Origin of the sequence: Psychrobacter sp. Arc29 (genome assembly GCF_041431175.1) — a bacterium.
Lineage (GTDB): Bacteria > Pseudomonadota > Gammaproteobacteria > Pseudomonadales > Moraxellaceae > Psychrobacter.
The window spans coordinates 21,998-41,321 of record NZ_JASMRR010000003.1; the positions used below are offsets into that span (position 1 = coordinate 21,998).

17 protein-coding genes are annotated in these 19,324 nt (G+C 44.4%); 12 read left to right on the forward strand and 5 right to left on the reverse strand.

Annotated features, from left to right (window positions below; all coding sequences use genetic code 11):
* The first annotated feature begins 3 nt into the window (after positions 1-3).
* Together QO189_RS05125 and QO189_RS05130 are read left to right on the forward strand one after the other, a co-directional pair.
* Positions 4-555 carry a DUF6756 family protein gene (locus tag QO189_RS05125; RefSeq protein WP_371531816.1) on the forward strand — a complete coding sequence of 184 codons (552 nt, stop codon included), beginning with the start codon at positions 4-6 and terminating at the stop codon, positions 553-555.
* Positions 556-559: 4 nt separating this feature from the next.
* Positions 560-796, forward strand: coding sequence for a hypothetical protein (locus QO189_RS05130; RefSeq protein ID WP_167669384.1), 237 nt, complete (start codon positions 560-562; stop codon positions 794-796).
* Positions 797-897: 101 nt separating this feature from the next.
* On the opposite strand, the gene miaB is transcribed toward QO189_RS05130, so the two are convergent.
* Positions 898-2,391 (reverse strand): tRNA (N6-isopentenyl adenosine(37)-C2)-methylthiotransferase MiaB, encoded by a 1,494-nt coding sequence (gene miaB / locus QO189_RS05135; protein WP_371531817.1) that lies wholly within the window; start codon positions 2,389-2,391, stop codon positions 898-900.
* A 347-nt stretch (positions 2,392-2,738) separates the two neighbouring features.
* Between miaB and QO189_RS05140 the strand changes: the two genes are divergently transcribed.
* The 4 genes from QO189_RS05140 to QO189_RS05155 all read left to right on the forward strand — a co-directional run bounded on the left by QO189_RS05140 (position 2,739) and on the right by QO189_RS05155 (position 7,919).
* The gene (locus tag QO189_RS05140; RefSeq protein WP_371531818.1) at positions 2,739-4,871 is read left to right on the forward strand and encodes a transglycosylase SLT domain-containing protein; all 2,133 of its coding nucleotides are present in this window, start codon (positions 2,739-2,741) and stop codon (positions 4,869-4,871) included.
* A 479-nt stretch (positions 4,872-5,350) separates the two neighbouring features.
* On the forward strand, positions 5,351-5,992 hold the full coding sequence (locus tag QO189_RS05145) for a hypothetical protein (protein WP_371531819.1): 642 nt from the start codon (positions 5,351-5,353) through the stop codon (positions 5,990-5,992).
* Positions 5,993-6,400: 408 nt separating this feature from the next.
* Entirely contained in the window at positions 6,401-7,390 is a 990-nt protein-coding gene (locus QO189_RS05150) for a malate dehydrogenase (RefSeq protein WP_371531820.1), read from the forward strand.
* Positions 7,391-7,679: 289 nt separating this feature from the next.
* On the forward strand, positions 7,680-7,919 hold the full coding sequence (locus QO189_RS05155; RefSeq protein ID WP_238037890.1) for a DUF2789 family protein: 240 nt from the start codon (positions 7,680-7,682) through the stop codon (positions 7,917-7,919).
* 84 nt (positions 7,920-8,003) lie between these two features.
* Here the strand turns inward: QO189_RS05155 and ribF are convergent, their stop codons facing one another.
* The gene (gene ribF / locus QO189_RS05160; RefSeq protein ID WP_371531821.1) at positions 8,004-9,071 is read right to left on the reverse strand and encodes a riboflavin biosynthesis protein RibF; all 1,068 of its coding nucleotides are present in this window, start codon (positions 9,069-9,071) and stop codon (positions 8,004-8,006) included.
* 246 nt (positions 9,072-9,317) lie between these two features.
* Between ribF and QO189_RS05165 the strand changes: the two genes are divergently transcribed.
* On the forward strand, positions 9,318-9,929 hold the full coding sequence (locus QO189_RS05165) for an N-acetyltransferase family protein (RefSeq protein ID WP_371531822.1): 612 nt from the start codon (positions 9,318-9,320) through the stop codon (positions 9,927-9,929).
* 11 nt (positions 9,930-9,940) lie between these two features.
* Here the strand turns inward: QO189_RS05165 and QO189_RS05170 are convergent, their stop codons facing one another.
* From QO189_RS05170 to ampD, 3 genes are all read right to left on the reverse strand, one after another.
* Positions 9,941-10,555 (reverse strand): hypothetical protein, encoded by a 615-nt coding sequence (locus QO189_RS05170; RefSeq protein WP_371531823.1) that lies wholly within the window; start codon positions 10,553-10,555, stop codon positions 9,941-9,943.
* Between the two features lie 129 nt (positions 10,556-10,684).
* Positions 10,685-12,235, reverse strand: a complete 1,551-nt coding sequence (murJ, locus tag QO189_RS05175; protein ID WP_238037899.1) for a murein biosynthesis integral membrane protein MurJ — start codon at positions 12,233-12,235, stop codon at positions 10,685-10,687.
* Positions 12,236-12,380: 145 nt separating this feature from the next.
* A complete protein-coding gene (ampD, locus tag QO189_RS05180) occupies positions 12,381-12,995 on the reverse strand; it encodes a 1,6-anhydro-N-acetylmuramyl-L-alanine amidase AmpD (RefSeq protein WP_371531824.1) in 615 nt (204 codons plus the stop codon).
* A gap of 212 nt (positions 12,996-13,207) precedes the next feature.
* On the opposite strand from ampD, the gene QO189_RS05185 reads away from it, so the two are divergent.
* The 5 genes from QO189_RS05185 (at position 13,208) to gshB (ending at position 19,128) form a co-directional block, all read left to right on the forward strand.
* A complete protein-coding gene (locus tag QO189_RS05185) occupies positions 13,208-15,325 on the forward strand; it encodes a DUF4105 domain-containing protein (protein ID WP_371531825.1) in 2,118 nt (705 codons plus the stop codon).
* A 60-nt stretch (positions 15,326-15,385) separates the two neighbouring features.
* Positions 15,386-16,225: an SDR family oxidoreductase gene (locus QO189_RS05190; protein ID WP_371531826.1), complete on the forward strand. Its 840-nt coding sequence runs from the start codon at positions 15,386-15,388 to the stop codon at positions 16,223-16,225.
* A 102-nt stretch (positions 16,226-16,327) separates the two neighbouring features.
* A complete protein-coding gene (locus tag QO189_RS05195; RefSeq protein WP_371531827.1) occupies positions 16,328-17,326 on the forward strand; it encodes a hypothetical protein in 999 nt (332 codons plus the stop codon).
* A gap of 61 nt (positions 17,327-17,387) precedes the next feature.
* Complete coding sequence (gene pyrE, locus QO189_RS05200) at positions 17,388-18,092, forward strand: orotate phosphoribosyltransferase (protein WP_371531828.1); 705 nt, start codon at positions 17,388-17,390, stop codon at positions 18,090-18,092.
* A gap of 64 nt (positions 18,093-18,156) precedes the next feature.
* Positions 18,157-19,128, forward strand: a complete 972-nt coding sequence (gene gshB, locus QO189_RS05205) for a glutathione synthase (protein ID WP_371531829.1) — start codon at positions 18,157-18,159, stop codon at positions 19,126-19,128.
* Positions 19,129-19,324: the final 196 nt, after the last annotated feature.

Consider the following 19,324-nt stretch of genomic DNA (forward strand, 5'->3'; position numbering starts at 1 on the left):
ATTATGAGAGATTATCCTTATATCAACAAAAATGGTAAAAAAAGACCCCAATCAAAAGAATGGGCTGATATACGAGCAGAGATTATGCGCTTGAAAACTGAGCTGAATCTAACGGATAAATCTTTTCGAGTTCTAACCCCTTACGATGATTACAAAGGCATAGAAGAGCAGATTTATCAAACCTTTTGCAAAATTGAAAATGGTAAAAGCCGTCCAGTTTGGTTATGGCAAAATCTGATACAAGAAACGTATTCAATAGAAATCAAAGACTCTCTTGAGAATTACTTGTTACGCTTAATTCAGCCCAATGAAAGCATTTGGTTTGGTGTCACAGGAACATTCAAGGAGCGTTCAAAAAACTGGTTTTACGAGGGTGAAATTGAGGCAATAATAAAAATACTCGATGAAATCTGCTTCTTTGACGAGTGCTATTTTGTTTCTAAAAATTATGATTGGCTCATCTGTAGCAATCACCATGACATCTTGATGGCCACAGGTAAAGATATGCCACAAAAATTAAAGGCTATAGAAAATGTAGCAAAGAATAAAGGATAAGATAATGAGCTTAAAACAAACGTTAAAAAAGGCTAAACAAATTGAGAGACAGCTAGACAAGCAGACTGAATCAGGTGCACAGCACTCGCTAGGCGCAGTGAAACCGCGTAATTATTTGGCGCTTGATCCACTGTTAAGAAAGGGTGGTATTCATGAAAAAGAAGATATCGATATCGTCCGCAAGAAACGTCGCCGTGAGACTAAGCAACAATTACGGAAGACAGATTGGTTATCAGAATAGTGATGATTAACATTCACCCACAAAAAAGCCGTTCTCTATTATAGTGAACGGCTTTTTTATTCTTACTCAAACTTATAATTTAACCATTGTTACCTTAACTACTATGCCAATACTTCGATTAGCTCGCCTTTTACCATGTGCGGGCTGACAAAGTCAGTAATGCGCACGCTGACGAGTTTACCAAGTAACTCATCCATTTTATCTTCGTCATAAGGGAACATGACCGTACGCGTATTATCCGCTGTACCGATTAGGCAATCAGGGTGACGATTGGCAATTTGTTCAACCAAGACGCGAGTCGTGGTGCCGACCATCTCATGGGTTTTGGCAAGCGTTGAGTCGATAATAACTTTTTGGAACTCAGCCAAACGCGCTTTTTTAGTCGTAAAGCTGACATCATCTGGCAGCTCTGCCGCTGGCGTGCCCGGACGCTTGGAGTAAATAAAGCTGTACGAGTGATCGAAGTTCAACTCTTTCGCTAAGTTCAACGTATCTTGGAAGTCTTGTTCCGTCTCACCTGGGAAGCCAATGATAAAGTCGCTCGACAAGTGAATATCTGGACGAATGGCTTTAAGCTTATTGATCTGATTGATATAAACATCAATGGTATGGTTGCGCTTCATCGCTGCCAAGATAGCATTTGAGCCACTTTGTACTGGTAGATGCAAGTGTGATACTAGCTCTGGTAATTGTGCATACGCATCAATGATGTCATCAGTGAACTCTAGCGGATGGCTAGTCGTATAGCGAATACGCTCGACACCATCGACATGCGATACATAGTGCAATAGCTCAGCGAAACGGCAAATGCTGCCATCATCCTTTTCACCGCGATAGCCGTTGACGTTTTGACCCAAGAGATTGATTTCACGGATACCTTGAGCGGCAAGGCTGTCAATCTCAGCCAATACGTCATCAAGTGGGCGTGATAGTTCTTCACCGCGGGTATAAGGCACCACACAGAATGAGCAATACTTGGAGCAACCTTCCATAATAGAGACAAAAGCTTTATAACCTTCTACTCTTGGCTCTGGCAAAAAGTCAAACTTTTCGATACTAGGGAATGACACATCAATCGTACCAATACGGTTTTTAGGTGCGATTTCGCGTTGCTCATTTGATTGATCATAAAGCTCTGGCAGACGATGCAAGGTTTGCGGACCAAATACCATATCGACATAAGGCGCGCGTTTTTGAATGTTATCGCCTTCTTGTGAAGCCACACAGCCACCGACGCCAATGACGAGGTCAGGGCGTTTTTCTTTTAGTTTGCGCCAACGGCCCAATTCTGAAAAGACTTTTTCTTGCGCTTTTTCGCGGATAGAGCAGGTGTTCATCAGTAGTACGTCGGCCTCATCGATATCATGAGTCACTTCCATACCATGGGAGTCGCCTAGCACGTCTAGCATTTTGCCAGAGTCATAGACATTCATCTGACAGCCTTGAGTGGTGACGAAGACCTTTTTTGTCGCTGCTTTTTCGACGGGTGCTTGGGCTGAACTTGCTTCTTTGAGTGCAGTGACAGCACGTGCGGTGACAGTCGTCTCAGCAACAGCATCGTCATCGATGCGGGGATTGAATACAGTAACACTCATAAGGATAAGTCCATGATTGACCAAAAATATAGCGGAGTAGCCGATTAACAGGTGGCGTATTTTATCACAACCCTGTGCCAATGTGAAAAATTAGCACGAGCGATGGGGTATCAATATGATAAATAATTCATAGCAGTATCAATTATTTACTGTCGTTCATATTACTATTCATAAAAACTGCGGCTCGTTATCACTTCTATGTTACACCGTGCTGTCCTATTTATTAACAAAAGGTAAAGGAGATAGTTGAAAGCACAATGAGTATAGTATGATGATTGCTATACCCTTGGCGGTACTTAGCGAACCGTTATTCACATATTTGTAGATATATCATAAAGAGAGTCAGTATGACAAAGTTGCGTGTTGCGCATAGCATCAAGGATGAAGAGTCTATCAGTCAAAAACACGCGTCAAAGCGAATCACAGTAGGTACGCTACGGCTGAGCGCGTTGAGTGTGGCAACAGCGGTCAGTGCACTTGGTGTGTCACAAGTCGCTTGTGCCGAGTTGACGTGGGGCGATGAGGAAAGCTACCAACAAGAAAGTAACTATCAACAAGATTATCAGCAAGACAGTAGTATTGACTCATTTATGGCAGCCGCTATCGCCGCAGATCGCGGTGATGTGAGCGCACTCTATAACTATGAGCAAGTCATGAGTGGCGGCTTGTTTGCGATGTATCCGACTTATTGGCGCATGAATCTAGATCTTAATTCACAGAGTTCAGCAGCGGTCTCGCAGTTTGTGCGTCAGTATCCAGATACGGTTATGGCTGAGAAATTAGTGGCTGACTTTGCGGAGACCAAGGCAGGATCGAATGATTATGCATCAGTACGTCAAGTCGCGAATTTAATTACCAATGCGGATGCCAGTGAGCGCTGTGCCGTTGCGCTTGGGTTTAATAATGGCGGTGATACTATGCGTGCTATGGCAGCCAAATCTGATGTTTGGCTAACCACCAAAAAGCAGCCAGCATTGTGCGATCAGCTAGCGATGGAGATGAACAACAACGCGCTAATTAGTAACCAAGATCGTGCGGCTCGTCTGAAACGTATGCTGCGTAAAGGCAAGACTGGCGATATTATGGCATTGTCCTCACGCCTTGGTACGCCAATTGCTTATTCTGCGCTCAGTGAAATTCAGCTAAATCCCTCGTCGTTTTTTAGCCGCTTCGACCGCGAGCCCGCCAGCCAAACCAATCAATACCTATACCTATATGCTATTGGCCGTGTCGCAGATAAATCCTATCGAGAAGCAGCACTACAATTAGATTTTGATATCAAGCAAGACAATCAGCGCGCTATCAAACTATTGAATGATGAAACACGTCGTTACGCCTATCGTACGCTTGGCGTTAAGCGTATGAACCACAATACAGATGACGGCTTTAATGTTGAGGCTGTTGATTGGTTCCGCAATAGTTTAGATGATGACTTCAACTTTGAAGAAGCAGAAGACTACGCCATGGCAGCGATTCGCTTTGGCCGCTGGGATGATGTGGTTGAAGCTATCTCAAAAATGGATGGTGAAATTCAAAAGGATGGTCAGTGGCAATATTGGCTGGCTCGTGCTTATGAGCAATCGAGCAATAGTAGCAAACGCAATACTGCCAAAAAGATGTATCAAAATCTAGCGAAAAGTAACGACTACTATGGCTTGATGGCAAAAGACAGAATCGGTCAGCGATTTGATGCCAGCCGCTTAGGTGGTAGTAATTTACCTAATGTGAGTACCGCTGACCGCGCTCGCGTCATGCAAGATGGCAACTTTGCTCGCGCATTTGCCTTATACAATTCTGACGCTAGCCGAGGGTATGCCAACCGCGAGTGGAACTGGGCTGTGAAGCAAGCACGCGATAATCGTGATGACAATCTGATCATTGCGGCGGCGCGTCAAGCCTACGATATGGGCTGGCTCGATCGGGCGATTTATGCCGTTGATAATACTAATAGAGTTGATAGCTTGGCACTTTCGCATCCAATGCCGCACCAAGATTCAGTGGTGCGCTATAGCCAGTCAGCAGGCATTGATCCAGCGTGGGCTTATGGCATCATGCGTCAAGAGAGTCGTTTTGTGTCTTCAGCGCGCTCAAATGTGGGCGCCAGTGGGTTAATGCAAGTCATGCCTGATACGGCAAAATATATCGCTCGAAATTTAGGTGAGACTTATAGTGCGAGCCGTGCCAACAGCGGTGATACCAATATCCGTTATGGTACATGGTATATGGGCGATATCTTAAGTAAACTGAACTATCAGCCTGTATTGGCAACCGCAGGCTATAATGCTGGACCTAATAATGCCAAACGCTGGCAGCCAACCTATGGCGCAATCGCCGCAGATCAATATGTCGAATCGATTGCCTTTCCTGAAACGCGTAACTATGTCAAACACGTGATGGAAAACGCTACTATCTATAGCAGTCTGTTGGGTCGTAGCCAGCCAATCAGTCAACGTATGGGTACAGTACCTGCTGCTTTTTAATCAGTGAATTGATATTTAATAGACCACTAGCTTTTATAGTTAATGGTCTATTTTTTATGGGCTGAATGACAGCAAGTTTTCGTATTCTGCATAATAAATACTGCACTTAGTTTTGTAATTGTTGACGAATCCGACAACGTTTACGTTTTTGCTATAGATTAAAGAAGACATTTTGTTACCATTGCTTTAATTAATGTTTAAGTTCTTTAATCTTGTTCTTAGATCGCTATGTGTTTAATGCTGTTAGCACAATGATTTAAGTGATAGTCCATGTTTTATCATTGTTAATTGCTCCCAGCCCTATGATCAAAAAATACTTCAAACTGTCTGTATTATCGAAAACTCGGCAACCGTTACTGATTCGGGTGCCCCCGTTATCTAATACAAAAGCAGAAACAAGCTCAAAATTTAAGATATCCAGTTTCTTGGTGCAGTTCCGTGTAAGTTTGATAAGTGGAAGTCTGATAAATAGGCATCATATGGGTAAAGTTAATAAAACGACGAGTTTTGGTGCTTTGTTAATCATACAAGGTCTTATGCTTACGCCAGCAAATGCGGCGAGCACGGCCAAAGCTGGCCAGCGCGTATTGATGGTTGAGATGACTCCTGCTTTATGTAGCATGCAGCCGACAAGAGCCCGCATGCGTCAATGTCTAGAAGGCTATTCATTGACAGTTTCAGGTCTAGACATGGGCTATGGCGAACGCTGTGGTCGTGGTAGTGAGCCACGTCTGACGCCACTACAACTAAAGGTTGTCAATCGGATCATGCCTGATACGACAGTACGTAGCCAGACGTGGCAGCGCTATGGTGCTTGTAGTCCGTTGAGTGCCAGTAGTTACTTTCGACAAATCACTAACTATGCCGGTGAACTAAAGCTTCCTAATGAGCTGAATACGGGCAACAGTTATACAGTCTCTAAATCTCGATTTATTAGTCAAATGACGCGCCTAAATAGGGGTATGTCATCAAACAGCGTCGATCTCATTTGCCAAGAAGGCAGTCGTCGTCAATCGATACTGACGGATATTCATGTGTGCTATGAGGGCAGCAGTTTTGGTACTTGTCACAATGTTGTAGATAACTGTGGTAGCCAATTCATCATTTCAGGTGGTAGATAGCCTTTATTCAACTATTTTTTAGATACTCTACCTTTCTTTTTCTACATCCTTTTCAGTCCTATTTCTAATGAAATCTGAGTGAACTTGGCAGTATTACATTGTCATTTTTACGCTCTTATTTACTCGTCTCATAGCGATAAAACACATTATGGACTGTATCTAAAAATTCCACAGCCCTTTATACATAGGCTTTGAGCCTATAAATATTCTTCCTGTATAAAATGTAACAATATAGTCCCTGATGGGTCTATGACTGTATCTAGACGGTCGCTGTGATGAAGTGCTACACTAGCTCTTGGTTTATGTATGCTGCAATGCGGCAGACAAGTCGATATCTATGTCGATATCTATAATGATAATCATCAATTAAAACTATGCATTATCCAATCATCAATTAGGGAGTATTCAATGTCAATGAAACAGCCTTTACGTGTTGCCGTCACTGGTGCCGCTGGTAATATCAGCTACGCGATGCTATTTCGTATTGCATCTGGCGAGATGCTAGGTAAAGATCAGCCAGTTATTTTGCAATTACTTGAAATTACGCCAGCGCTTGACGCCCTAAAGGGTGTGGTCATGGAATTAGAAGACTGTGCATTCCCATTATTGGCGGGTATTGTCCAAACTGATGATGCTAATGTTGCATTCAAAGATATCGATTATGCTTTGCTAGTTGGCGCACGTCCTCGTGGCCCAGGCATGGAGCGTAAGGACTTGCTAGAAGCCAATGCTGCGATCTTCTCAGCACAAGGTAAAGCATTGAACGAAGTCGCTAGCCGTGACGTAAAAGTATTGGTCGTTGGTAACCCTGCCAACACCAATGCGCTTATCGCTCAGCGTAACGCACCAGATCTTGATCCACGTAACTTCACTGCCATGACTCGTCTAGATCACAACCGTGCTATGGCGCAGTTGGCTGACAAGACTGACAGCACTGTTAATGACATCAAAAACATGACTATCTGGGGCAACCATTCGTCAACTCAGTATCCAGACCTAACCGCTTGCACAGTAAATGGCAAGCCTGCACTAGATCTAGTTGATCGTGACTGGTACGAAAACACCTATATCCCAGAAGTACAACAACGCGGTGCTGCAATCATCAAAGCTCGCGGTGCGTCATCTGCTGCTTCTGCTGCCAACGCTGCTATCGCACATATGCGTACGTGGGCACTAGGTACTGACGAGAACGATTGGGTCTCTATGGGTGTTTACTCAAACGGCGAATACGGTATCGCTGAAGGTTTGATCTATTCATTCCCATGCACATGTACTAACGGCGACTGGTCTATCGTAGACGGCGTTGATGTCTCATCAGACTTCTCTAAAGAGAAAATGGCTGCCACTGAGCAAGAGCTTAGCGAAGAGCGTGATGCGGTATCGCACCTATTACCATAAGCTAAGCAGTTATATAACTGCCTTAACTTAAGTAATGCGTGAAAAAGAAAAGCCCTCTTAATATAGGAGGGCTTTTTTGTGTCTATAAGATTTTTTGTATCTAAAATATACGATGAAATAAAAAGTAATTCATTTCATCTTTTTAAATGGCAATACCTGTTTGCTGTCAATACAATTGATAACGTTAGATAAACGTTGATTAACAGCTATTAGCATAAAGCTTGCTACAATAAATGGGTTAATTTGAATAATAAGCACAATTACCTCTACACCATTTAAGGAGAAAAGTATGTTGGGTGAGCCAGAATATAATATGAATGAGTTGTTTGCTCAGTTAGGTCTAGATAGCTCTGATGAAGCGATTGATAAGTTTATCGCAGACAACCAGTTATCAAGTGAAGAAAAATTGATAGAAGCTGATGTCTGGACCGATAGCCAGCGTATGTTCTTACAAGAAGAATGGCAAAAAGATGCCGCATGGGTAGAAGTGATTGATGATCTAAATGTGCGCATGCATCCTGATGCTTAACAGCACATAAAAGTATAATAAGAAAAACCCCACGACAATATTCATATCGTGGGGTTTTTTATTTATGTAAGATACGCCTGACTACTAAACTTGATTATCACGCCAAGCCAGTAGGTCAGTGACATCTTGATGAATACCGGCTTTCAAAGCGTCCAAACCATCGTAGCGACGTTCACCATGCAAAAAGTGCAAGAAGCGCACTTCTAGATTCAACCCGTATAAATCTGCTTTTAGTTTGGGAAAGTGTACTTCCAATCGCCAGTCATCACCTTTATCAACAGAGGGTCTTTTGCCAATGTTAGCGGTACCGAACAAACTATGTGGACGCAAACCTGCGACGCCTATATTGTTATCAGTAGCCAGCTTTGTTAAACCATCAGGTATGACCTCTCCATTCTCATCTAAGCTGACGACATCAACAGCAAAAATGCCGTGCAAAGCGGGTTTTATTCGCTGCAAATCAATATTGGCAGTAGGAAAGTCCATGGTGCGACCAATTTGATCGCCACGGACGACTGACCCCGTAATGGCGTAGTCGCGGTCTAGAAGTATGTTGGCAGCATGAATATCACCTGCCAATAGCAAGTCACGGATACGAGTAGAGCTAATACGTGCAGCCTCATTATTGACATCATTCAAATGGTCATTATCGATATTGCTATCAGTGACGGTATGTAGGTTAGTCACATCCAAACCATAATCGCGCAAAAACTGACTGTCGCCAGTACGATCATGACCGAAGCGAAAGTCGTCACCTAATACCAGCGCTTTTACATTTAAGCGCGTGGCTAATATATCTGCAAAGGCTTGTGCTGATAACGAGCGAAAGTCCTCATCAAAACCTGCCACCACTAAGGTTTTAACCCCATATTGTGCTAGGAGTGCCTGCTTTTCTGCTAGATTGGTCAAGCGAGCAGGGGCTTTAGCTGGCGCAAAAAACTCACGTGGTTGTGGCTCAAATATCATGACCGCAGCGTCCAAGTTTTGGGTATGCGCAATATCACGAACTTGGGCTAGCATTGCCTGATGACCAAGGTGTACGCCATCAAAATTGCCAATAGTGAGCACACAAGGCGCTAACTCTACTGGGTTATTAGTAGTAGACGCGGCATTTGATGATGCAATCAGTTGCTCAAGAAAATAGGTTTTCATAAGTTTTCAGCTATGATGAGACCAGATAAAAAACGAAAAAACACATCTATGGTCAAAATTGATGTGTCGAAAATTAGCCATTATAAAGTAAAATAGCCACACTAACATCCTATAGTCTACGGATAATGCAAGTATGAATGACGCTCTATGAATTTCATGGTTTGTACATACGTCTATTATCAGTAATGACGATTTTTTACTATCATCATGAGTACCAATAATAATGCCAATCAATATGGAGACTCTATGTCCGATGTTGCCTTAAATGTCATAACAACTGACCTGTCGACACATCAACTGACCCAGCAGTTTATGGTGCAACGTGCCAGTAAAGAAGACTTAGCAGAAGTCTTGGCGATTTATAATCAAAGTATTCCTGGCAAACAAGCAACGGCAAATTTGGCATTAGTAACGCTCGAAGAACGTACGGCTTGGTTCGATGAGCATTTGGATAGTCCAACGAGGCCTATTTATGTAGTTAAAGCATTACCAGAAGGTGATGCCGATAGAGAAAGTACAAAACTGCCGATTGTTGCATGGGGCAGTTTTAGTGATTTATATGCGCGTACCGCTTATCATATCAGCACTGAAATCAGCATCTATCTGAACCAAGATTATCAGAGTAAAGGGCTGGGCAGTCTGTTGACACGCTGGATGTTGACGCAAGCGCCCAGCTTAGGAATCAGAAATATCGTTGCCCTTATCTTTGCTCACAATCAGCCAAGTTTGGGACTGTTCCGTAAACTTGGCTTTGAGCAGTGGGGATATATGCCAGAAGTTTGCGATATGGACGGGTTTATCGCTGATGTTGTGATGCTTGGTAAAGCCGTGACATCGGACAACGTTGCAGATAGTTAGAACAAAGTACCTTAACCCAAGATTTTCCATTGACCGTCGATTTTCTGTAGTTGATAGGTCAATGGTGCAGGGTCGCTTTGTCCTTTGAGCATCAACTCGCCAGTAATGGTGGCACGCGTTTTGTCATCATTGTACGTTGTATCAGTAATAGTCACGCCATCGACCGTTTGTTGAAATGCGGATTGAGTGTTGGCAAGCTCTTGCTCAAAATTTGCCATATCTACTTGATAGTAGCCTGCCGCATCCTTCACATCGCCATAATACAAACTATTTAGTGCTTTTTTGACCGTGTCCTCTGGTGTACCAGCTTGGGTCGGATTAGTCACTAGGCTTTTTTGGTTGGTCGGGGCGGTGACTGGATTGATACTGTCATTATCAATGGTCGTTTTATTCTCAATATCATCTGTGACTTGAGTCGCTTCGCTTGTGCTATCTGCTGTCTCTTTTTGCTCAGCTGTGCCTTCTTCTGAAGTATCAACGACAGCTGCAACCTCTTCATTGTTGGTAGCAGTTTCGGTATCTGCAGACTCATTGTTGCTGCAACCGCTCAGTAGTAATCCAGTACCGAGTACACCTGTTGCAAGTAGAAGCGGTAAGCGCTGGAAGAGTGGCTGTTTCGTTGTCATATCAAACCTCAAATGTCAGTTATTCATTAGTAGGTCATTATGACAACGATTGGTGGCAAGCATTGTCAATTCTGATGATAGGCTTGTTTTGGTTTCGTAAGCCAAGCTCATACCTATATCTACGTTGGCTTATCCGTGTTTGAGCTGGCGAGGACGGAAACCTGTCGCTAGCAACACCACGCCATAGACGAGCGCTCCCACGACGCACATAATCACGAGTGCGATGATGCGTTGCCACTGGGCTTCATCAGTAGGGAAGTAGGGCAACATGAGATAAAGTACGCCGATCATGGAGCCAGTCGAAATGGCAAACTGTGTGAATAGCTTGTTCCAATGGGGGCCAAAACGGAAAATATCACGCTTGTGTAAGAAGTAATAGAGCAAGCCTGCGTTTACGAACGCTGCGCCCGTCGTTGCCAAGGCTAGGCCACCATGTAGTGGTATCTCTAAGAAGTAGAATATCCCAATAAAGATGACACTAAATACCATATTGGCAATAACAGAGATGATGCCGATTTTGACAGGTGTTCTGGTGTCTTGACGCGCAAAAAATGCAGGGGCAAAGATTTTGATCAGCATGAATCCTAAGATACCACCTGCCATACTACGTAGCGCCAGCGAGCTCATCTGTGCATCACGAAGGGTAAACTCACCGCGTAAGAACAGGGCTTGCATCAGCACATCTGCGAGTACAAAGAGTGCAGCCGAGGCAGGTACACCGACCAAAATGATAAGGCGCGCGGCCCAATCGATGGTCTTTTTGAAACTAACATCGTCTTTTTGCGCTTCACTTTTTGACAGACTTGGTAATATGACCGTACCAATCGCTACACCAATCAGCCCTAGTGGTAACTCGCTCATACGCTCAGCCGCGTAGAGCCAAGAAACTGAACCACCGATCATCAACGAGGCAAAAACGGTGTTCAGCAATAAGTTGATCTGAGTGACAGACACACCAAAGATAGCCGGTAGCATTAATTTTAGAATGCGGCGAACACCCTCGTGCTGAAAGTCAATTTTGGGCGCGACCAGTAGTTTTTGTTGCCATAGCTGCGGCAATTGTATTAAGAATTGCAATAGTCCTGCGATCGCTACGGAATAGCCAAGCGCCATGATAGGGGTATCAAACATCGGCGCAAAAATCAGCGCACCACCAATCATACATAAATTCAATAGGACTGGGGCAAAGGCGGGCGCAGCAAAACGGCCATAACTTTGCAAAATGCCACTGGCAAAAGCCGTCATAGAAATAAACAGCAAATAGGGGAAGGTAAGGCGGAGTAACTCAGCGGTAATGGCGAATTTGTCAGGTTGATCGGCAAACCCAGGGGCAAACAACGTCACCACCCAAGGCGCGATTAAGATGACAACCACTGTCAGCATCGACAACACCAGCAAGAGTGCGCCCGAGGTACGACTGACTAAAATCTGTACTTGCTGTAAGCTGTATTTTTCCTTGTACTCAGACAGCACAGGAACGAATGCTTGGCTAAACGCCCCTTCGGCAAACAGTCGTCGCAAAAAATTTGGGATTTTGAAGGCGACCAAAAAGGCATCCATCAAACCACCAGCCCCAAAAACCCCTAGCAACACGACATCACGTACCAAACCTAAAATACGCGATAACATGGTCATACTGCTGACCACCATGGTTGAACGAAATAACCGACTTTTTGCCATGAGAACCTATCTTGCTAAGTTGTGTACAGGGTTGTGTAAGAGGTGGTGTGCTGATTTGCTGTTGCAAAAAAACTGACGAATTATAGCACTTTCATCACTGAGATAAATGGATTGGATGTGGAAATTATTGGTGCGGTGATAATGCTCAGGCTTGTAATTTTTCGGTGACCATCTGCCGTATTTTGACCCATTCAAAATAATCACCAGGATCCGTCTTACGCCCTGGCGCAATATCACTGTGCCCTGTCAAATGACGATGCGTTTTCGGATACGCTTCATAAATAGCTACAATTACCGCTGCGAGCTTCTCATATTGAGCAGAAGTGAAGGACACAAAATCTGACCCTTCAAGCTCAATGCCAATGCTATAATCATTACATTCAGGTCGGCCCAAGTAGCTAGACCGTCCAGCGTGCCAAGCGCGTTCGTTAAAATTGACAAACTGTGTAATAGCGCCGTCACGCTCGATAAACAGGTGCGCTGACACTTCTGCGCCTTTGATTGTCTGAAAGTAAGGGTGCGCATCCCAATCTAATTGATTGGTGAATAATGCCTTTACATAATGTGTGCCACTAGAGTCGCACGCACCAAACTCATTGGGTGGTAGGCTAATATTATGAATAATGATGGCATCAATACTTAGACCTTTTGGCCTGATATTGTAGTTTGGTGAGGCCAGCCAAGTAGCGGCTGACAGCAAACCATCTGTAATTGTCATTGGCAATGTAGATGATGATGAATTTGAGGATGAATCGGGCATAAAGCTCTCTTTTTATAATAGTATTGGTGATGTTGTAATAGAAAGTCTATCAAAGTAGCTAGGGCGCGTCCCTAAATAGTCACAGCCTGTTTATGTCATTTGAGTCTCTAGCATAATAAACCTTAACAGCGCGAATAGCGTATAAATAATAACGTGTGAGAGCCACCCTCATGTCTATAAAACTGATGTCTATATCTAGAGGTTATACGCTGATGATGCTTAGCCCGCGAGCACGACTACCCTTAGCGATAGCGGCGCTATTATTCTCTGCGCAAGCGCAAGCATTTTTACCGACGCCTTTATCGATCATTGACGAAGGGGTACTGTCATCTGAATTGTCAGATAGTATGCCATCTAGTGACGCTAAAGCTACTGTTAGTATTGAGACATCTAACATCAGTGATACTGGAAACAGTAGTCGAAATAATAATGCGTCTGGATCAAATATGACGACTGAGCAGCTACTTTCAACATGGCGCAAGCAGGTAAAAACTGACAACCTAGCACAGCATACAACATGGCGACGCTTATTGTATTTTTACGGTGATCAAAACAGTACGTTATCTAAAAAGAAAACGGAGAATGTGGTCGACGACCCAAGCTTTTTTTTGAGTGCGCGCGGTCAGCAGGATTCAGCAGCAGAATTAGACGCGACACTGACAGCACTGGCAAAAGAACTAACATCGTCGACGATTGACAATAACCAAGCAAACATTTATAAAAAACCCCAAGCGGATAACAGTTCCGTTTTGTGCCGTTTCCCAGCACGAGTGGCATGGCTAAAAGAGAAGTTAGCCATCGATGACGCAAGTCTTTCGGCTGAGTGTCCAGAGCTGGATGACTGGATGTCGACATTGGCGCCTGAGCAGTTATCTATCGTGTTTGCCGAAGAGTATCTGGACAATCCACTCTCTGCCTTCGGTCATACGTTATTGCGTATCGACTCAAAATCGAGCGTAGCAGACCCCAATCAAATCAGTCAGGCGTATGCGCTTAATTATACGGTGGATGGTGATCCAGATGATAGCTTTCCAATCTATGCGACCAAATCTATGATTGGTCGTTATGATAGCGCCATCGAAATTGATCCTTATCCAGAAAAGCTCGCAAAATATTTACAAGACGATGAGCGTGATACGTGGACGTATCAGTTGAATCTGACACCTAGTGAAGTACAGCAGATTATGCGCCATGTTTGGGAGACCAAAGAGCTAAAAATGCCTTACTACTTCACCACGGATAATTGTGCTTCTGAGATCCTACGTCTGATTGATGTGGTTCGTCCTCAGCAAAGTCTACTGAAGCAACTGGCTTATGTGGTCGTGCCCTCTGATGTCATTCAGTTATTGAACAGTCAAAACCTTTTGGCAAATACCACTTATACACCTGCCGATAATACGTTGCGTCAAGCTCAGCTTAATGATGTTAAGCAACAACGCACGCAGCTAGGCTATCATAATAGCGCCAAACAAACCTTAAATGAGATAAAGTCGGCACAGTTCAATCCTGTATCAAGCCTATCAGATGATGGACAACGGTTGCGCGAACGTCAAATTGACGTATTGGATAATAACCCAATAGACAGACATTCGCTACAGCTGGGGACGATAGGCATCGGTCAGCGCGGTGACAATGACTATATCGATATTGGGTTTAGAGCAGGGTTTCATGATACGCTTGACCACGCGTCAGGGTATCCACAGTTTTTTAATTTAGAAGGGTTGGCTGCGACCTTACGCCTGTATGACACAGATGATGATAAGCCCAATCAACCAGACAGTGTGGTCTTGCAAAATGCGACTTTGATTCGTGGGCGCTCTTTTAATCCTATCAATGCAGGCAAAAAAGGCAAAACGTGGGGCGCAAGTATCGAGGCGAGGCGAGTGAATGATGGCTCACAAGAGGGCGGGCGTGATCATTTGGTTGGGAGTTTGGGTTATGAGACAGGGTGGTCTTGGGCATTTGGTACGCCAAGCACAGGTACGGGTGAGATGCCGCCGCAACTATGCTATACGTTTTTGGCTGGGACAGCACAAGCAGGGCGCGGTATTAATAAAGGCTTTCGGGTAGGTGCAGGCGTCAATGCCGGCTGTCGTTATCAGATTAACAATCAGTTACGTGCGCAAGCTGAATTGCAATTGCCATATTGGTATCATGGCAGCAGCGATGAGTCTAACGTTCGTGGTCATTATTGGCAACCGATCTCAAGCCTCGGTCTACAATACGATATTGATAAAAAACAAGCACTACGTATCAATGCCAGCTATGACTGGCAAGAGCGCGTCGATGCTAACGAGGATATACAGCTGTCATACAGACGGTATTTTTAAGTAGAGTTATCTTTTAGCGCTGTAATCGTTGTATAAGTTGTATAAAAGGAAAGATGCTTTATGAATACACCAAATATACTCATCATCGGGCAAGGTGATATTGGTTTGCCAGTCACCAATAAGCTGGCACAAGATGGCTTTTCGGTGACAGGGCTGGCTCGTAGTGAACGTGATCATTATGCATTAGTGGATAATGCTAAATTTTTGCAGGCTGATGCGCTGACTCTGACGACCGAGCAGCTGCAATCATTTACCCATATTGCGATTATCGTCACACCTGATGAGTATTCGACCAGCGGTTATCATGACAGCTACTTGGCGATTAGCCAGCATTTGGCAACGCTTGCTGCTAATCTGGCGAACCTGCAGCGCGTCGTGTTTATTTCTTCTACTGGTGTCTATGGTCAAGATAATGGCGAATGGATCGACGAGCATACTGAACCTATGACGCCTGAGCGTGACGCATCAAAGGTCATACTGCAAGCAGAACAAGCACTGCAACAAAGCTTTGGTGATAAAGCCATCATTATTCGTCCTAGCGGTATTTATGGACGTGAGCGACTCATGCGCTTACGCAAAGCTCGCGAGCCACAAAAAGAACCAGTAGCCGCCGAGCATTGGAGCAATCGCATTATGGATCGCGACTTGGTCACTATCATCGCTAATGTATTGGCGACAGCCGCACCAAAGCCACTCTACCTCGCGACAGACTACAGGCCTGTGACTACCTTTGAGCTTGGCGTTTGGTTGAGTGAACAAATCGGTGAAGCCGCGCCTACTATCGATGAAAAAAAGACGTCAGTGACAGGAAAGCGCTTGCACAGCAATATTCCGTTAGCTTGGCTTGATTATGCTGACTGGCAAACAGGCTATCGTGATATTTTAGATCACCAAGAGTAAGCCCTTTGGTGTAAGTACTTAAGTATAAGCTCTTAAGCTTAAGACCGTCTCTTAGTTCGATCGTTTTTATTGGTTTTATATTTTATTGTGTATGGAGATTTCATGACCCAGCCTTCTACTTCTGATGACCGTTTGTCTCATACTAGTCTGGCAGCAGAAGATAGCAAGCTCACAAAAAGCGATGCTGGGCAGTCCTCTATGCTAGCTGATTCACAGCAACCTGCGATCGTACATCCTAATTTTGATCCCAAACGATCACCCCTTGATCCTGCCAGACCGCTGAGTGATATACCTGAGCCTGCCCGCCGCTTAAATGGTCAATTGCGCCGGCTTTATGGTAATTCGACGCGGTTTTATCAGCCTAATGCAGATAGCTTGTCAAAATGGTCGCTGATTGCTTCAGAACCCTTGGCGGAGCATCTATCGTTACTCAAGGCGGCACAGCTTGTCGAGTTGCCTGATAGCTTTTATCAGAACCACAGTGATCAGCCCTTATTATCGCCATTATCAGAGATGATATTATTAGATATGTCAGATATTCAGCAGGCGATTCGTACCTATCCAAAACTCAATCGTTATGGGTTTGGCTCTACTGATAGTGACGAGATGGCTGAGCCAAATAACAATAGCGAAATTAACGAGTCTTCAGCCTCTCTGCGCGCATTGATCAAACGCTATAATCCTGATGAGCTGCTGAGTAGCCTGTATGCCGATGATTGGCAAGTGATTTTGCAACCGCAGCAATTTGAAACAGGTGAGGGTAGTTTGGTAACGGACATTATGGCATGCAGCGCCGCTGTCCATGCTCTCAAGCAATGTAGTACCCGTAAGAGTATCAATCATAGCTATAGTGCCGCGCAAATTTGCCAGCACGTACGTAGTTATTTGCTGAGTCAAATTATCTGTGAGCCTACGCAGCGTCACGCATATCGTCAGATCCGGATATTTGCTGGTCACATTATTGTTGCTGCGTATCATTTAGGCTGGGAGATACAAGTGCGAGCAGATGGCCAGAGTTATTTTAATATCTCGTCGCGTAGTGGTTTGTTGACTCGCTATGCCAATATGCAGGATTACGAAATCAACGGTTGGTCAAGCTGATCAATAATGCGTACAATAATGCAAATTTTTTGCCCCTCTTTTTGCCCATAGGAATGTCATCATGTCTCACGTATCACGCACGCAAGACCCAACGTTTTCATCTCATCAATTTATTCAACTGGCTTTAGATAACCAAGTACTTAAATTCGGCGAGTTTGTCCTCAAGTCTGGTCGTATCAGTCCATATTTTTTTAATGCAGGTCTACTTGCAACGGGTGAGATGTTATCACTGCTAGCACGTGGTTATGCTGATGCCTTGGCTGAACAAATGAGCACGGCAACTAATGGCGCTGATGCGCAAGAGCTGGTCATCTTTGGTGCGGCTTATAAAGGCATACCTTTTGTGGCAGCAACCGCGCAAGCATTATGGTTACATCATGGTATCAATGCAAAATGGGGTTATAACCGTAAAGAAGCCAAAACTCACGGTGAAGGGGGCAATTTGGTCGGTGCTGACGTAAGTGGCAATGCTGTTTGGGTGCTTGACGATGTGATCACAGCGGGTACAGCGATGCGCGAAGTGGTGGAGATTTTAGAGCAAGCAGGGGCAAGCGTTGCAGGTATTATCGTCGCGCTTGACCGCAAAGAAAAAGGCCAAGCTGAGCACTCTGCTATTCAAGAGCTTGCCGCCACACTAGCAGTGCCAGTGCGTGCATTGGTTGATATTGACGATTTAATCAGTTATCTGGCAGATGAAAATAGCCAATATAAAGACGCGACCCAGTTAGCCAAAATGCAACATTACCGTGAGCAGTACGGCGTATAGTTAGGCACTGAGCCTGTTTTATACTAATGATATAACGTAAGTGAGCCCTACTATGAGTCAAACAATGAGCCAACACAACCAAGAAAAATCGCTAAAAATACTCGTTATCATGGATCCTATCGAGCGGGTCAATTATAAAAAAGACACCAGTCTTGCTATGATGTGGGCCGCTCAAGACCGTGGCCATCAGCTTGGTTACTGTCAGATTCATGACTTGTGGTTGGATCGTGGACAATTAATGGTCGATACTCAGCCGCTTACGGTGAAGCGTGATCCTGCAGATTTTTATACACTGGGTGATAAAATGACAGGCTCGGTTACTGACTATGACGTGATTTTGATGCGCAAAGACCCACCGTTTGATATGCGCTTTATTTATGCCACTTATATGTTAGATCATGCCAAAGCAGCAGGCGTGCTCGTGGTCAATGATCCGCAAGCCATCCGTGATTGTAATGAGAAATTGTTTGCGACGTGGTTTAGTGAGTATATGAGTCCAACGATTGTGACCAGCAAACAGGCTCACATTCGTCAGTTTATCGCTGAGCATCAAGATGTCATCGTTAAGCCGCTAGATGGTATGGGCGGTACGGGTATCTTTCGTCTGACTGCTGATAGTCCAAATATTGGCGTGACGATTGAGGTACTGACTGAGCTTGAGACTTTACCAATCATGGCGCAGCGTTATTTGCCAGAGATCAAAGAAGGTGATAAACGCGTACTTATCGTTGATGGCGTCGTGGTCGACTATAGCTTGGCGCGTATCCCAAGCAAAGGCGAGACCCGTGGCAATCTTGCCGCAGGTGGTAGCGGTGTGGCGATGCCATTAACCGATATTGAGCGTCAAGTGGCAGAAGTTGTGGCGCCGATTGTCAAAGAAAAAGGTCTGATGTTTGTAGGTTTGGACTTGATCGGTGGACGTATCACTGAGATTAATGTCACCAGTCCAACGTGCGTACGTGAGATTGATGACCAGTGCGGTACCGATATCGCGACCGACTTTATCATGGCAATCGAAAATAAATTTACGGTATAGTTTTAGACAGTCTAAGACACATGTCCATTAGAGAAGGTACGTTTTAACACCTCGTTTATCATTGCCTTTTAGGGTCGTGTGTCAGTAGTACATGACGCCAAGTCGTGCCAGCTCATGGCTTGGTTTTTTTGTTATTTCTACTGCATAAAGTACTGTATATAAGATAATGATTTCCTCTATACTATGCGGGCTTTTA

What these genes read in the sequence shown, in the direction of transcription:
- QO189_RS05125 (WP_371531816.1), top strand. Translation starts at nt 4, where the DNA reads ATGAGAGATTATCCTTATATCAACAAAAATGGTAAAAAAAGACCCCAA.
- QO189_RS05130 (WP_167669384.1), top strand. Translation starts at nt 560, where the DNA reads ATGAGCTTAAAACAAACGTTAAAAAAGGCTAAACAAATTGAGAGACAG.
- miaB (WP_371531817.1), bottom strand. Translation starts at nt 2,391, where the DNA reads ATGAGTGTTACTGTATTCAATCCCCGCATCGATGACGATGCTGTTGCT.
- QO189_RS05140 (WP_371531818.1), top strand. Translation starts at nt 2,739, where the DNA reads ATGACAAAGTTGCGTGTTGCGCATAGCATCAAGGATGAAGAGTCTATC.
- QO189_RS05145 (WP_371531819.1), top strand. Translation starts at nt 5,351, where the DNA reads ATGGGTAAAGTTAATAAAACGACGAGTTTTGGTGCTTTGTTAATCATA.
- QO189_RS05150 (WP_371531820.1), top strand. Translation starts at nt 6,401, where the DNA reads ATGTCAATGAAACAGCCTTTACGTGTTGCCGTCACTGGTGCCGCTGGT.
- QO189_RS05155 (WP_238037890.1), top strand. Translation starts at nt 7,680, where the DNA reads ATGTTGGGTGAGCCAGAATATAATATGAATGAGTTGTTTGCTCAGTTA.
- ribF (WP_371531821.1), bottom strand. Translation starts at nt 9,071, where the DNA reads ATGAAAACCTATTTTCTTGAGCAACTGATTGCATCATCAAATGCCGCG.
- QO189_RS05165 (WP_371531822.1), top strand. Translation starts at nt 9,318, where the DNA reads ATGTCCGATGTTGCCTTAAATGTCATAACAACTGACCTGTCGACACAT.
- QO189_RS05170 (WP_371531823.1), bottom strand. Translation starts at nt 10,555, where the DNA reads ATGACAACGAAACAGCCACTCTTCCAGCGCTTACCGCTTCTACTTGCA.
- murJ (WP_238037899.1), bottom strand. Translation starts at nt 12,235, where the DNA reads ATGGCAAAAAGTCGGTTATTTCGTTCAACCATGGTGGTCAGCAGTATG.
- ampD (WP_371531824.1), bottom strand. Translation starts at nt 12,995, where the DNA reads ATGCCCGATTCATCCTCAAATTCATCATCATCTACATTGCCAATGACA.
- QO189_RS05185 (WP_371531825.1), top strand. Translation starts at nt 13,208, where the DNA reads ATGATGCTTAGCCCGCGAGCACGACTACCCTTAGCGATAGCGGCGCTA.
- QO189_RS05190 (WP_371531826.1), top strand. Translation starts at nt 15,386, where the DNA reads ATGAATACACCAAATATACTCATCATCGGGCAAGGTGATATTGGTTTG.
- QO189_RS05195 (WP_371531827.1), top strand. Translation starts at nt 16,328, where the DNA reads ATGACCCAGCCTTCTACTTCTGATGACCGTTTGTCTCATACTAGTCTG.
- pyrE (WP_371531828.1), top strand. Translation starts at nt 17,388, where the DNA reads ATGTCTCACGTATCACGCACGCAAGACCCAACGTTTTCATCTCATCAA.
- gshB (WP_371531829.1), top strand. Translation starts at nt 18,157, where the DNA reads ATGAGCCAACACAACCAAGAAAAATCGCTAAAAATACTCGTTATCATG.